The sequence below is a fragment of the Pantoea sp. BJFS-204 genome (assembly GCF_049310725.1).
In the GTDB taxonomy this organism is placed as follows: Bacteria; Pseudomonadota; Gammaproteobacteria; order Enterobacterales; family Enterobacteriaceae; genus Pantoea; species Pantoea agglomerans.
This window is the reverse complement of sequence record NZ_JBMOWE010000001.1, coordinates 1,283,804-1,297,311: the sequence shown is the minus strand read 5'-3', so window position 1 is coordinate 1,297,311 and position 13,508 is coordinate 1,283,804. Positions and strand designations below refer to the sequence as shown.

At 53.9% G+C, this 13,508-nt stretch carries 12 protein-coding genes and 3 tRNA genes; 8 read left to right on the top strand and 7 right to left on the bottom strand.

The window, feature by feature from the left end; all coding sequences use genetic code 11:
- Positions 1-74: 74 nt before the first annotated feature.
- The 7 genes from sufA to ACO6VX_RS05945 are packed head-to-tail and all read left to right on the top strand — an operon-like array spanning position 75 to position 6,800.
- A complete protein-coding gene (sufA, locus tag ACO6VX_RS05975) occupies positions 75-449 on the top strand; it encodes a Fe-S cluster assembly scaffold SufA (protein WP_010245637.1) in 375 nt (124 codons plus the stop codon).
- 7 nt (positions 450-456) lie between these two features.
- Entirely contained in the window at positions 457-1,950 is a 1,494-nt protein-coding gene (sufB, locus tag ACO6VX_RS05970; RefSeq protein ID WP_010245634.1) for a Fe-S cluster assembly protein SufB, read from the top strand.
- A 42-nt stretch (positions 1,951-1,992) separates the two neighbouring features.
- Positions 1,993-2,739, top strand: coding sequence for a Fe-S cluster assembly ATPase SufC (gene sufC / locus ACO6VX_RS05965; protein ID WP_010245631.1), 747 nt, complete (start codon positions 1,993-1,995; stop codon positions 2,737-2,739).
- Positions 2,714-3,994: a Fe-S cluster assembly protein SufD gene (sufD, locus tag ACO6VX_RS05960; protein ID WP_033786191.1), complete on the top strand. Its 1,281-nt coding sequence runs from the start codon at positions 2,714-2,716 to the stop codon at positions 3,992-3,994. Before sufC ends, sufD begins: the two co-directional genes overlap by 26 nt.
- The gene (gene sufS, locus ACO6VX_RS05955) at positions 3,994-5,217 is read left to right on the top strand and encodes a cysteine desulfurase SufS (RefSeq protein WP_163851868.1); all 1,224 of its coding nucleotides are present in this window, start codon (positions 3,994-3,996) and stop codon (positions 5,215-5,217) included. The genes sufD and sufS overlap by 1 nt, the downstream gene beginning before the upstream one ends.
- A 21-nt stretch (positions 5,218-5,238) precedes the next feature.
- A complete protein-coding gene (gene sufE, locus ACO6VX_RS05950) occupies positions 5,239-5,655 on the top strand; it encodes a cysteine desulfuration protein SufE (protein WP_010245623.1) in 417 nt (138 codons plus the stop codon).
- A 56-nt stretch (positions 5,656-5,711) separates the two neighbouring features.
- Positions 5,712-6,800 carry a L,D-transpeptidase family protein gene (locus ACO6VX_RS05945; RefSeq protein WP_422457901.1) on the top strand — a complete coding sequence of 363 codons (1,089 nt, stop codon included), beginning with the start codon at positions 5,712-5,714 and terminating at the stop codon, positions 6,798-6,800.
- Positions 6,801-6,881: 81 nt separating this feature from the next.
- On the opposite strand, the gene ACO6VX_RS05940 is transcribed toward ACO6VX_RS05945, so the two are convergent.
- The 6 genes from ACO6VX_RS05940 to ACO6VX_RS05915 all read right to left on the bottom strand — a co-directional run bounded on the left by ACO6VX_RS05940 (position 6,882) and on the right by ACO6VX_RS05915 (position 10,950).
- Positions 6,882-7,118, bottom strand: coding sequence for a major outer membrane lipoprotein (locus tag ACO6VX_RS05940; protein ID WP_003853216.1), 237 nt, complete (start codon positions 7,116-7,118; stop codon positions 6,882-6,884).
- 304 nt (positions 7,119-7,422) lie between these two features.
- Positions 7,423-8,835 carry a pyruvate kinase PykF gene (gene pykF, locus ACO6VX_RS05935; protein ID WP_010245613.1) on the bottom strand — a complete coding sequence of 471 codons (1,413 nt, stop codon included), beginning with the start codon at positions 8,833-8,835 and terminating at the stop codon, positions 7,423-7,425.
- 344 nt (positions 8,836-9,179) lie between these two features.
- A tRNA-Val gene (locus ACO6VX_RS05930) sits at positions 9,180-9,256 on the bottom strand.
- 11 nt (positions 9,257-9,267) lie between these two features.
- Positions 9,268-9,344, bottom strand: a tRNA-Val gene (locus ACO6VX_RS05925).
- Between the two features lie 3 nt (positions 9,345-9,347).
- A tRNA-Val gene (locus tag ACO6VX_RS05920) sits at positions 9,348-9,424 on the bottom strand.
- Between the two features lie 152 nt (positions 9,425-9,576).
- Positions 9,577-10,950, bottom strand: a complete 1,374-nt coding sequence (locus tag ACO6VX_RS05915; protein WP_022625743.1) for an MATE family efflux transporter — start codon at positions 10,948-10,950, stop codon at positions 9,577-9,579.
- A gap of 202 nt (positions 10,951-11,152) precedes the next feature.
- On the opposite strand from ACO6VX_RS05915, the gene ACO6VX_RS05910 reads away from it, so the two are divergent.
- Entirely contained in the window at positions 11,153-11,812 is a 660-nt protein-coding gene (locus tag ACO6VX_RS05910; RefSeq protein WP_010245607.1) for a riboflavin synthase, read from the top strand.
- Between the two features lie 336 nt (positions 11,813-12,148).
- Here the strand turns inward: ACO6VX_RS05910 and cfa are convergent, their stop codons facing one another.
- Positions 12,149-13,297: a cyclopropane fatty acyl phospholipid synthase gene (cfa, locus tag ACO6VX_RS05905; RefSeq protein WP_418795663.1), complete on the bottom strand. Its 1,149-nt coding sequence runs from the start codon at positions 13,295-13,297 to the stop codon at positions 12,149-12,151.
- Between the last annotated feature and the right edge of the window lie 211 nt (positions 13,298-13,508).

The window sequence follows — 13,508 nt, the reverse complement described above, 5'->3', positions numbered from 1 at the left end:
GAGGTTGAAGTGATTGGTCAGATCACTACCATAGGGGGATAGCCTGAAAAGGTCCGGACTCAAGAGGTATCAACATGGCATCCGTTAATACAGACTCTTTCTCACCCGACGATTTTGTCTGGAAAGGGCTGACGCTGACTGAAACCGCAGCGCAACAAATTCTCAATCTGGCGGCTCAGGACCCCGATGTCAAGGGTCTGCGGCTCGGCGTAAAACAATCCGGCTGCGCCGGGTTTGGTTACGTCATGGATCTAGTGAAAGAGCCAGTCGAGGATGATTTGCAGTTCTCATTCCATGGCGCAACGCTGTTTGTGCCGCTACAGGCGATGCCATTCGTTGATGGCACCGAACTGGACTACGTTCGTGAAGGCCTGAATCAGATTTTTAAATTCAATAACCCTAAAGCTCAGCACGCCTGCGGGTGCGGTGAGAGCTTTGGCGTCGAGTAAGTGAAATATGTCACGACACAGCGAAACATCTGACGATGTACAAATCTGGGAAGGCAAGCTCAACTACAAAGAGGGCTTCTTTACCCAACTGCAAACCGAAGAATTTGCCAACGGCATCAATGAAGATGTGGTGCGGGCGATCTCGGCCAAGCGTAACGAGCCAGAGTGGATGCTGGAGTTTCGTCTTAAAGCGTTTCGTGCCTGGCTTGAAATGGAAGAGCCACACTGGCTGAAAGCGCACTACGAAAAACTCGACTACCAGGATTACAGCTACTACTCCGCGCCTTCCTGCGGCAACTGTGATGACAGCTGCGCATCAGAACCCGGTGCACTGCAGGCTTCAGGCAGCGCGCCAGCCAGCGATTATCTGACGCAGGAAGTGGAAAACGCCTTTAATCAGCTGGGTGTCCCGGTGCGTGAAGGCCGTGAAGTGGCGGTTGACGCCATTTTTGACTCCGTTTCGGTGGCGACCACCTATCGCGGCAAGCTGGCGGAGCAGGGGATTATCTTCTGTTCCTTTGGCGAAGCGATCCAGGAGCACCCGGAGCTGGTGAAGCAGTATCTCGGCACGGTTGTTCCGGCGAACGATAACTTCTTTGCGGCGCTGAACTCGGCGGTCGCCTCTGACGGCACCTTCGTTTATATCCCGAAAGGGGTGCGTTGCCCGATGGAGTTGTCGACCTATTTCCGCATCAACGCAGCGAAAACCGGTCAGTTCGAACGCACCATCCTGATTGCCGATGAAGACAGCTACGTCAGCTACATCGAAGGCTGTTCAGCGCCAGTGCGTGACACCTATCAGCTGCACGCGGCCGTGGTGGAAGTCATCATCCACAAAAATGCCGAAGTGAAATATTCGACGGTTCAGAACTGGTTCCCGGGCGGCGAAGGTGAGGGGGGTATCCTGAACTTCGTAACCAAGCGCGCGCTGTGTGAAGGCGACCATAGCAAGATGTCCTGGACACAGTCTGAAACCGGCTCTGCTATCACCTGGAAATACCCAAGCTGCATTCTGCGCGGGGACTATTCAGTGGGTGAATTCTACTCAGTGGCACTGACCAGTGGTCGTCAGCAGGCCGATACCGGCACCAAGATGATCCACATTGGTAAAAACACCAAATCGACCATCATCTCCAAAGGGATTTCGGCCGGTAAAAGTCAGAACACCTATCGCGGGCTGGTGAAAATCATGCCAACCGCGACCAATGCCCGTAACTTTACGCAGTGTGACTCGATGCTGATCGGTCCTGATTGCGGCGCACATACTTTCCCGTATGTGGAGACCCGCAACAATACCGCTCAGCTTGAGCATGAAGCCACGACATCACGTATCGGCGAAGATCAGATGTTCTACTGTCTGCAACGCGGTATCAGTGAAGAAGACGCCATCTCGATGATCGTGAACGGCTTCTGTAAAGACGTATTCTCGGAGTTGCCACTGGAATTTGCTGTGGAAGCCCAGAAATTGTTAGCCATCAGCCTTGAGCACAGTGTGGGCTGATGCCGTCACACGCGTTGCCGGAAGCAATGTGAAGGAATAAGTATGTTAAGCATTAAAGATTTGCAGGTCAGTGTTGAAGATAAAGCCATTCTGCGTGGCCTGAATCTCGAAATTAAACCCGGCGAAGTGCATGCCATCATGGGCCCGAACGGCTCAGGTAAAAGCACCCTGTCAGCGACGCTGGCAGGCCGTGAAGATTATGAAGTAACCGGCGGTTCGGTCAGCTTCAAAGGTAAAGATCTGCTGGAACTGGCCCCTGAAGAGCGCGCCGGTGAAGGCATCTTTATGGCATTCCAGTATCCGGTAGAAATTCCGGGCGTCAGCAACCAGTTCTTTTTGCAGACCTCGGTCAATGCGGTACGCAAATATCGTCAGCAGGAAGAGCTGGATCGCTTCGATTTCCAGGACTTCATTGAAGAGAAAATTGAGCTGCTGAAGATGCCGGCAGATCTGCTGACCCGCTCAGTCAACGTTGGCTTCTCCGGCGGTGAGAAGAAGCGTAACGACATCCTGCAGATGGCGGCACTGGAGCCAGAACTCTGCATCCTGGATGAGACCGACTCAGGCCTGGATATCGATGCGCTGAAAATCGTGGCGAATGGCGTAAACAGCCTGCGCGACGAGAAGCGTGCCTTTATCATCGTGACCCACTACCAGCGTATTCTGGATTACATCAAGCCAGACTTCGTTCATGTTCTGTATCAGGGCAAAATCGTGAAATCTGGCGACTTCTCGCTGGTGAAACAGCTGGAGGAGCAAGGTTATGGCTGGCTTACCGACGAAGAGTGATTCTGCGCTGCAACAGTGGCATCACCTGTTTGAGTCGCGTGGCGACGTGCGTTCTCTGCAGGCACAGCAGCACTGGCAGCAACTGATGCGCGTTGGCCTGCCAACCCGCAAGCACGAAAACTGGAAGTATACGCCGCTGGACACCTTACTGTCACAGCAGTTTGTACTGCCTGACGCGCCGCAGACCCTGAGCGCTGAACAGGTTGATGCACTGGCGCTGCCGCTGGATGCGATCCGTCTGGTCTATGTTGACGGTCATTTCCAGCCAGCCTTCAGCAGTCGCGACTGCGAACTGTTTGAGGTTCAGCACAGTGTGGCCGCCGAGCGCCGTCCGCTGCCTGCTGCGGTTCAGCCTGAAGTCTTCCTGCATCTGACAGAGAGTCTGGCAGAAGAGGTGACGACCCTGCGTCTGGCGCGCGGTAAATCCGCAGCGCGTCCGGTCTATCTGCTGCACATCACCAGCGGTCAGCAGACGGGTATGAACACGGTTCACTATCGTCATCACCTGCAGCTGGAAGAGAGTGCCGAAGCGGAAGTGATTGAGCACTACGTTTCACTGGATGAGCGCGCCCATTTCACCGGCACGCGCTTTACCTTTGCGGTAGGCGACAATGCAAAACTGACGCACACGAAGCTGGCCTTTGAAAGCAGCGCCAGCTATCACTTTGCGCATAACGATCTGGTCATTGGCAACGATGGCCAGGTCAGCAGCACCAGCTTCCTGCTGGGTGCCGGACTGTCGCGTCACAACACCAGTACCCAGCTGAACGGTGAAAACACCACGCTGGCAATCAATAGCCTGGTGCTGCCGGTGAAACAGGAAGTGGCGGATACCCGTACTTACCTGGAGCACAACAAGGGCCACTGCGTCAGCCGCCAGATGCATAAAACCATCGTGCGTGACAAAGGCCGTGCGGTGTTTAACGGCCACATTAAAGTGGCACAGCATGCGCTGAAGACCGACGGGCAGATGACCAACAACAACCTGTTGCTGGGCAAGCTCTCAGAAGTCGATACCAAACCGCAGCTGGAAATTTATGCGGATGACGTCAAGTGCAGCCACGGTGCCACCATTGGTCGTATTGATGATGAGCAGATGTTCTACCTGCGTTCGCGCGGTATTGAGCAGGATGCTGCACAGACCATGATTATTCATGCGTTTGCCGCAGAACTGACCGAAACACTGGAAAATGAGGTGATGCGTCAGGCCGTGCTGCAGCGTATCGCGCAACGTTTTCCCGGAGGCGACATATGATGAACTTCGATCTCGAACGCGTCAGGGCTGATTTTCCTATCCTGAAGCGTGAGGTCAACGGTCATCCGCTGGCCTATCTTGACAGTGCGGCCAGCGCACAGCGTCCACTCTCGGTGATTAACGCCGAGAGTCATTTCTATCAGCACGGCTATGCGGCCGTGCATCGTGGTATCCATACGCTGAGCCAGCAGGCGACCAGCGACATGGAGAACGTGCGCGATCAGGCTGCCCGTTTTATCAATGCGCAGTCACAGGAAGAGATTGTCTTCGTCAAAGGCACCACCGAAGGCATCAATCTGGTGGCGAACACCTGGGGCAGCAGTAACCTCCAGGCTGGCGATAACCTGATCATCACTGAGATGGAGCATCACGCCAATATCGTTCCATGGCAGATGCTGGCCCAGCGCACCGGCGCAGAAGTGCGCGTCCTGCCATTAAATGACAACGGTGAGCTGGCCCTGGAGCAACTGGCGGGGCTGATCGACAGCCGTACGCGGTTGCTGGCGGTGACGCATGTTTCAAATGTGCTCGGCACGGTTAACCCGGTTAAAGCGATCGTTGCTCATGCAAAAGCGGCTGGCGTCATCACGCTGGTGGATGGTGCCCAGGCGGTGATGCATGACAAGGTTGATGTGCAGGATATCGGCTGCGACTTCTACGCCTTCTCCAGCCATAAACTCTATGGCCCGAACGGCGTGGGTATCCTCTACGGCCGTAAAGCGCTGCTGGATGAGATGCCACCATGGGAAGGGGGCGGTTCAATGATTGAGCGCGTCATGCTGCCTACCGGCACCACCTGGAACAGTGCGCCGTGGCGCTTTGAAGCGGGTACGCCGAATACCGGCGGCATTATCGGCTTTGGTGCGGCGATGGCCTATGTGCAGGCGCTGGGACTGGATACGATTCATCAGCGCGAGACGGCACTGATGAACTATGCGCTCGATAAGCTGGGTACCGTTCCGGATATCCAGATCTACGGTCCGCAGTCACGAGCTGGCGTTATCGCCTTCAATCTCGGTAAACACCACGCCTACGATGTTGGCAGCTTCCTGGATCAATATGGTATTGCCATCCGCACCGGACATCACTGCGCGATGCCGCTGATGCAGCATTACAATGTACCGGCGATGTGCCGTGCCTCCTTCACGTTCTATAACAGTGAAGAGGAAGTGGATCGTCTGGCTGCCGGTTTGACGCGCATTCATCGTCTGCTGGGCGGCTGAACAGTTTTAACGGAGTCCCTGATGGCGAATTTGCCTGAAAAAGAGAAACTGGTTCGCAACTTCAACCGTTGCGCTAACTGGGAAGAGAAGTACCTCTACATTATTGAGCTGGGTTCAAAGCTTCCGGAATCTTCTGAAACCTTACACCAGCCGGAGAACGTGATTTCGGGTTGTCAGAGTCAGGTGTGGATCAGAATGACCCCGCAGGCGGATGGTTCCATTGCGTTTGAAGGCGACAGCGATGCCGCTATCGTTAAAGGTTTGATTGCTATCGTATTTAGCCTCTATCAGAACCTGCCGCCCGCCGATATCCTGGCGCTGGATGTGCGCCACTGGTTTGGCGAACTGGCACTGATGCAGCACCTGACGCCCACCCGGTCGCAGGGGCTGGAGGCGATGATTCGGTCTATTCGCCATACCGCTCAGAACCTCAGCTAAGTTACACTCCACAGACGCCATCCGGCGTCTGTTTTTTTATCTGACGAGAAAATTGCATGAAACCTGCTTTACGTTTAGCCGGTGCATTGCTGCTGACCTGCTTTGGGCTCTCTGCACCCGCGTTCGCCACCGAATATCCGCTGCCACCACCTGACAGTCGCCTGATTGGCGAAAACGTCCTGACTCAGGTTCCTGACAATAAACAACCTCTGGAAGCGATTGCGGCGCGCTACCAGGTCGGCCTGCTGAGCATGCTGGAGGCAAATCCCGGTACCGATCCCTGGCTGCCCAAAGCGGGCACCCAGCTGACGGTTCCACTGCAGATGATCCTGCCCGATACGCCGCGCGAAGGGATTGTGGTGAATCTGGCCGAGCTGCGTCTCTACTACTATCCCAAAGGGGAGGATAAGGTCATTGTCTATCCCATCGGTATTGGCCAGCTGGGTGCAGCCACGCCAGTGATGGTGACGCAGATCAGCCAGAAGATCCCTAATCCCACCTGGACGCCCACGGCGAACATCCGCAAACGCTACGCTAAAGAGGGCATTACGCTGCCTGGCGTGGTCCCCGCCGGACCGGATAACCCGATGGGGCAGTTTGCCATGCGTCTGGCGCGCGGCACCGGCCAGTATCTGATCCATGGCACTAATGCGAAATTCGGCATCGGCATGCGCGTCAGTTCAGGCTGTATACGTCTGCGTTCAGAAGATATCGAAGCGCTGTTTAACTCAGCCCCGAAAGGGACGCGGGTACAGATCATCAATCAGCCGGTGAAATACGCTGTAGAGCCGGATGGGAAACGCTACGTGGAAGTGCATCAGCCGCTGTCACGCAACGACAAAGACGATCCGCAGACCATGCCGATTGCACTCACTGCCGGAGTGAAGCAGTTTATGAAAAGTGAGAAGAGTGATAGCGCGCTGATTAAAGCCAGCTTAGCGCGACGCTCAGGCATGCCTGTGCTGGTCAGCAGTGGGGAGCCGGTGCAGAGTGATACGGTGCCGCCTGCAGGGCTGGAGAGCGCGTCTGTGGGGGCTGATAGCCCGGTGACACAGGCTGATAGCCCGGTGACACAGGCTGATAGCCCGGTGACACAGGCTGATAGCCCGGTGACACAGGCTGAGGGCAACGCGGTTCAGCCCTGACCGGATAAGTGCCTGTGAAGGGCACTGAATTCGGAGCAAAAAAAATGGCGCCATAAAGGCGCCATTTTTAAACCAGAACTCTTACTTACGGTAAGAGTGAGCCTGGTTGTCCAGACGCTGGTTAGCGCGTGCTGCGTCATCTTTAGCAGCCTGAACGTCTGAACGCACTGCGTTCACGTCGTTGCTCAGCTGGTCAACTTTAGCGTTCAGAGTCTGAACGTCTGAAGACAGCTGGTCGATTTTAGCGTTGCTTGAGCAACCAGCCAGCATAGTTGAAGCCAGAACTACCGCGCCCAGTACCAGTTTAGTACGATTCATTATTTATACCCTCTAGATTGAGTTAATCTCCATGTAGCGTTACAAGTATTACACAAAGCTTTTTAAGTTGAGAATAAATTTTTGATGAGAAGATGCTTAAATTTGATCGTTCGCTCAAAGAAGCAGCGAATCACAGAATATGATAAAAAAATTTAGCGAAAACAGAGAGATTTAATCGGATTAACCTTAATATTAAGAGTATTTGAATAGTTATTTTCGATTGGAATTTTCTGACATTTGGTTTAAGTAGAAATAAAAAAAAGCGCCCGATAAAGGCGCTTCAAAATAATGGTCAGAGAGAGTTTTACAGAACGTGTACAGAAGCGGTGTTGGTAGTTCCGCTTGGTACTAATGCACCTGACACCAGCACCACGACATCGCCTTTCTGGCCGTAGCCACTTTCCAGCGCCGCTTCTTTACCCAGACGATAGAAATCGTCGGTTGAAGCGATCTCAGTCACCAGACGTGTCTCAATCCCTTTGCTCAGGATCAGCTGACGGGCAGTCATCGGATTGGTGGTCAGCGCCAGGATGGTCGCGTTCGGGAAGTATTTACGCACGGCTTTAGCAGACTTACCCCCTTCGGTAGCAACCACAATCAGTGGCGCTTCCAGCTTCTCAGCGGTCTCTACCGCACCACGGCAGACGGCTTCTGTGATACGCATTTTGCGGTTATCACTCTGGCTGTCGATGCGGGACTTCATCACGCGATCGGTACGCTCACAGATGGTCGCCATGATGGTGACCGACTCCAGCGGATAACGGCCTTTGGCACTCTCACCTGACAGCATGACAGCATCGGTACCGTCAAGAATGGCGTTTGCCACGTCACCGGCTTCTGCGCGGGTAGGGCGCGGGTTCTTGATCATGGAATCGAGCATCTGGGTAGCCGTGATGACCACTTTGCGTGCTTTATTACATTTTTTGATCATCATCTTCTGTGCGAAGATCACTTCTTCAACCGGGATCTCAACGCCCAGGTCGCCACGCGCAACCATGATGCCGTCTGACGCTTCGAGGATTTCGTCGAAGTTGTTCAGGCCTTCCTGGTTTTCGATTTTGGAGATGATCTGGATATGCTCGCCGCCGTTCTGTTTCAGGTGCTCGCGAATTTCCAGCACGTCTGAACGTTTACGGATGAAAGAGGCGGCGACGAAGTCTACGCCCTGCTCACAACCAAAAATCAGGTCGCGTTTATCTTTTTCGGCCAGTGCTGGCAGCTGGATAGAGACGCCTGGCAGGTTAACGCCTTTGTTTTCGCCCAGATCGCCATTGTTCAGGACTTTACACACCACGGTATTTTCAGTGACTTCGGTCACTTCCATACCAATCAGGCCATCATCGACCAGCACCGTGTTGCCGATTTTCAGGTCAGCAGTGAAGCCCGGGTAGGTCACCGCAACGCGCTCGCTGTTGCCAATCACGCTCTGGTCTGTAGTAAAGGTAAAGGTCTGACCCGCTTTCAGAGCCGCATCGTTGCCGCCTTCCAGTTTCATGGTGCGGATTTCAGGGCCTTTGGTATCCAGCAGGATAGCGGCCTGACGGCCGGTTTTCTGCATAACGGCACGCATGTTGGTGATGCGTTGGCCATGCTCAGCGTAGTCGCCGTGAGAGAAGTTAAGACGCATAACATTCATGCCAGCTTCAAGCAGCTGAGTCAGCATCTCTTCGGATTCGGTTTTCGGGCCGATTGTACAAACGATTTTAGTCTTTTTCATGACGGATTTTCTGTAAGTTGTGATGGATGAATAAGGGCGGAATCCGATGGCAGCGCATCGAAGTGAAATTTCTGATTGAGACTGAAATGGGCAGTACTGAGTAAGAATAGGTGACGAAGGCCAGGCGTGCAGGGAAGTTGTGCGGTTACGGTTGGTAACCACCACGCTGTTGTTGCGCAAATCATTTGAGTTATCGCAGTAAGCACGTGATCGCTGAAACCTTTCAAGTAAGCAACGCGGGACAGTATAGACGCTAAGTATGCGAAAACCAATCAAAAAGCAGAAGGGGGAAGCGATGCAGATCAATAAAAGTGGAGTTGCGCAAGCTGAAGGAATTCTGAAAGTGGTGCGCTCTAATGGACTCGAACCATCGACCCCCACCATGTCAAGGTGGTGCTCTAACCAACTGAGCTAAGAGCGCATACTGAATATTGGTGCGTCCGAGTGGACTCGAACCACCGACCCCCACCATGTCAAGGTGGTGCTCTAACCAACTGAGCTACGGACGCACTTGGTGCGCTCTAATGGACTCGAACCATCGACCCCCACCATGTCAAGGTGGTGCTCTAACCAACTGAGCTAAGAGCGCAACATGCTGTCAGGGCGACAGCGGGGACGAATATTAACGGCAGCGTGTGAGGCTGGCAAGGGGAAAATAGTTTTTTCGCCATGACTGCACAGCAACTGTGCTAACCGTCGTTTTTTTCGTCATTGCGGGCCATGAATGACCCGCCTCGAACGTTATCGCGCTGCACGCGTCAGGATAATTTCCGCCGGTGATTGCTGTAACCGTCTGATGCGCCATATCATCATCACCGCAGCCGAGGTCAGGCCGATAATAAAGCCGCACCAGAAGCCCGCAGGTCCCATGCGCGGCACCACCCAGTCGGTCAGCGCCAGCAGATAACCGGCTGGCAGCCCCAGCAGCCAGTAAGCGATAAAGGTAATAAAGAAAATCGACCGCGTATCTTTATAGCCGCGCAGGATCCCGCTGCCAATCACCTGTATCGAGTCTGAGAACTGATAAATTGCCGCCAGCAACATCAGCTGTGCCGCCAGCGTCACCACTTCAGGGTTGTCGTTATAGAGCAGGGCAATCTGATGACGGAACGTCACGGTAAAAATGGCGGTTAGCGCCGCCATGCTGATGCCTACACCCTGTGCGGTCCAGGCCGCGACCCGTGCCTGCTCGGTGGAGCCCTGGCCCAGACGATAACCGACGCGGATGGTGGTCGCGACACCCAGCGACAGCGGCAATACGAACATCAGTGAACTGAAATTCAGCGCAATCTGGTGACCGGCCACGTTAACGATGCCCAGTGGCGAAACCAGCAGGGCGACCACGGCGAACAACGTGACCTCAAAGAAGAGTGCCAGCGCCACCGGCAATCCCAGCGTCATCAGGCGGCTCAGAATCGGACGGGAAGGGGGTGACCAGCGGCTCTCCATACGGATATCGCGCATGCTACCCATCCGGCGCACCCAGAAGCGCATGCAGATAAACATCACCCAGTAGACCGAGGCGGTCGCCACGCCGCAGCCGACACCGCCCAGGGCTGGCATGCCGAAGTGGCCATAGATAAAGACATAGTTAAGCGGGATGTTGAACATCAGGCCTAAAAAGCCCAGCACCATGCCGGGTTTGGTTTTCGACAGCCCCTCGCATTGATTGCGGAGCACCTGGAAGAAGAGGTAGCCAGGCGCGCCGAACAGCAGGGCATGCAGATAGCCTTCTGCCTTCAGCGCCAGCACTGGATCGATGTCATGCATCGCCCGGATAAGATAACCGGCATGCCACAACAGCACCATAATCAGCAGGGAGACGAAAAAGGCGAGCCAGTATCCCTGGCGGATCTGTTCACCGATGCGTTCGCGGCGGCCAGAACCATTGAGTTGCGCAACGGTGGGCGTCAATGCAAGCAGAAGACCATGACCAAACAGGATGGCCGGTAGCCAGACAGAGGTGCCGACAGCAACGGCGGCCATATCCGTGGCGCTGACTGCGCCGGCCATAATGGTATCCACAAATCCCATTGCGGTTTGAGCCACCTGAGCAAGGATGACCGGAATCGCAAGGGCCAGCAATTGACGCGCTTCTGTTAAATACTTCTGCACGTTAACACCTGACTTATTGAATGAATTAAAAGGGGCAGTAAGCCCGGGGAATTTCGCGAGTTAGTGTAACTGGCGTAACAGAATTCGCCAATCTTTGTCACACAATGCGATTTGCTCCGCTATAAAGCGGCGGTGCGGGCTGAAATCTAACAGCCGACCTGAGCTGTGATAAACTAGCGTAAACTTCGCAGAGGCAAAGACTATGTTTACCGGTATTGTGCAGGGCACCGCAGAAATCGTGTCCATTGAAGAGAAAGAACTGTTTCGCACCCACACTGTCCGCCTGCCGGAAGAGCTCTTACCGGGTCTGGCGCTGGGCGCATCCGTAGCCCATAACGGTTGCTGTTTAACCGTAACGGCAATTGAAGGCGACCGCGTCAGTTTTGATTTAATTAAAGAGACATTGCGGGTGACTAACCTTGGCGATTTACGTCAGGGCGATGTGGTCAATATTGAGCGTGCAGCGAAATTCAGCGATGAAATAGGCGGACATCTGATGTCTGGTCATATTATGACCACCGCTGAAATCTGCAAGATTATCCAGTCAGAACATAACCGCGAGGTCTGGTTTAAAATCCAGGATGCGGCGCAGATGAAATATATTCTGCATAAAGGGTTTGTCGGCATCGACGGTATCAGCCTGACGGTAGGCGATGTGACTAAGACTAAGTTCTGCGTCTATCTGATCCCGGAAACGCTGGAGCGTACCACGCTGGGGGCGAAGACCTTTGGCGATCGGGTGAATATTGAAATCGATCCGCACACGCAGGCAATCGTGGAGACCGTTGAGCGGGTGTTAGCACAGCGCGATGCCGCGGCGGCGATGAGCATGCTGACCGGCCAGTCAAAGACAGAGAGTTAATAAAAGGCGCGTAAGCACCGCTGACAGCCCAATCGGTTTTACTCTGTCAGCATTATAAAAGCGCAGGGCACCGGCTCAGAAGAGGAAAGCGTCCCGCCGCCCGGATAAAAACGCCGGGAGCGTTTTTGAACAACGCAAAGCGTTGGCCCGGCAACGGGCGTACCTCAGGGATGAGGTGCGTAATCGCGTGGGCCGGGCGTGTCAGGGATGACGGGTTTTGCGACTTTCCGATCTGACCCCGTTCCTTGCGCAACGCTCCCTGTTAAAGCAAAACAGGCCCTTCTTTTCAAGTGTTCAGCCGGGGCAGCGCCTTCTTAATTGCCCGCTTTTTAACCCCTACCGCGCCACCCGTAATCCCCCCTCAACACCGCGACTGAACACGATCTGCCACAGCTGAATATCACGCGCCCGGAAGGCACCGGCACAGGCATTCAGATAATAGGAGAACATCCGTTTAAAGCGTTCGCCATATTTATCGGCCAGCTCTGGCCAGGCCTGCAAAAAGCGTTCATGCCAGGCCATCAGTGTTTTATCGTAGTCTGCGCCGAAGTTGTGCCAGTCTTCCAGAATAAAATGGGGTTCGCTGGCATCGGCCACATGGCGCACCGAAGGCAGGCAGCCGTTGGGGAAGATATATTTATCGATCCAGGGATCGACACTCATATCGGTTTTAATCGCGCCGATGGTGTGAAGCAGGAAAATACCGTCAGGCTTTAAATTACGATCGACCACGTCAAAATAGGTCGCGTAATTTTTCGGTCCGACATGTTCAAACATACCCACCGACACAATACGATCAAACTGCTCATTCAGATCGCGATAATCCTGCAACAGAATCGTGACGTCTAATCCGCTGCAGCGCTGCTGCGCCAGTTTCTGTTGTTCGGCGGAAATCGTCACGCCATGCACTTTAACGCCATAATAACGTGCGGCAAATTCCGCGAGTCCGCCCCAGCCACAGCCGATATCCAGCAGTGACATTCCGGGTTCCAGCGCTAATTTACGGCAGATCATATCCAGCTTGGCTTCCTGCGCCGTCGCCAGTGTCGTCGCCTCTTTCCAGTAGCCACAGGAGTATTGCATATAGGGATCGAGCATCAGTGAAAAGAGGTCGTTGCCCAGGTCGTAATGCTCTTTACCGACAATCCACGCCCGTCTTTTTGACTGCAGATTGGTTAAGCGTGCGGCGGCAATGCGCAGCGTATCTTTGAAGTGATGAGGCAGCTGCTGATCGAGTTTATGTTTAAGTACCTGGTGGAAGAAAATATCCAGCCGGTCACACTCCCACCATCCATCCATATAGCTCTCACCGAGCCCAAGAGAGCCCTCCTGCAGAACACGTTTAAAAAAACCAGGATGATTAATATGAATATCCCAGGGACGTGAACCATTAATTTCGATATCCGCTTTTTCCAGCAGTTCATGAACGATGCGATACCAATGGTTTTCTTCGAGGCTCACTTCTTCTGCATAAGATGAACTCATAGATTTTCCACCACCTGTCCAATCTGAACCTGAACAAAGAGTAGCCAATTTATTCAGGCAATGAGAAACGATGCGGATGGCTCCGCAAACCGGTTATCTGTGTGATACAGAGGACTGGAACAGCCTGCAGCAGGTCGGGTAAGGTGAGAATAACGCGCGCGAATACCATCCCGGCAGCAGGGTGCCAATCAGATTATTACGTTATTATATT

What these genes read in the sequence shown, in the direction of transcription:
- ACO6VX_RS05945 (WP_422457901.1), top strand. Translation starts at nt 5,712, where the DNA reads ATGAAACCTGCTTTACGTTTAGCCGGTGCATTGCTGCTGACCTGCTTT.
- cfa (WP_418795663.1), bottom strand. Translation starts at nt 13,297, where the DNA reads ATGAGTTCATCTTATGCAGAAGAAGTGAGCCTCGAAGAAAACCATTGG.
- sufB (WP_010245634.1), top strand. Translation starts at nt 457, where the DNA reads ATGTCACGACACAGCGAAACATCTGACGATGTACAAATCTGGGAAGGC.
- sufC (WP_010245631.1), top strand. Translation starts at nt 1,993, where the DNA reads ATGTTAAGCATTAAAGATTTGCAGGTCAGTGTTGAAGATAAAGCCATT.
- ACO6VX_RS05910 (WP_010245607.1), top strand. Translation starts at nt 11,153, where the DNA reads ATGTTTACCGGTATTGTGCAGGGCACCGCAGAAATCGTGTCCATTGAA.
- pykF (WP_010245613.1), bottom strand. Translation starts at nt 8,835, where the DNA reads ATGAAAAAGACTAAAATCGTTTGTACAATCGGCCCGAAAACCGAATCC.
- sufE (WP_010245623.1), top strand. Translation starts at nt 5,239, where the DNA reads ATGGCGAATTTGCCTGAAAAAGAGAAACTGGTTCGCAACTTCAACCGT.
- sufS (WP_163851868.1), top strand. Translation starts at nt 3,994, where the DNA reads ATGAACTTCGATCTCGAACGCGTCAGGGCTGATTTTCCTATCCTGAAG.
- ACO6VX_RS05940 (WP_003853216.1), bottom strand. Translation starts at nt 7,118, where the DNA reads ATGAATCGTACTAAACTGGTACTGGGCGCGGTAGTTCTGGCTTCAACT.
- sufD (WP_033786191.1), top strand. Translation starts at nt 2,714, where the DNA reads ATGGCTGGCTTACCGACGAAGAGTGATTCTGCGCTGCAACAGTGGCAT.
- sufA (WP_010245637.1), top strand. Translation starts at nt 75, where the DNA reads ATGGCATCCGTTAATACAGACTCTTTCTCACCCGACGATTTTGTCTGG.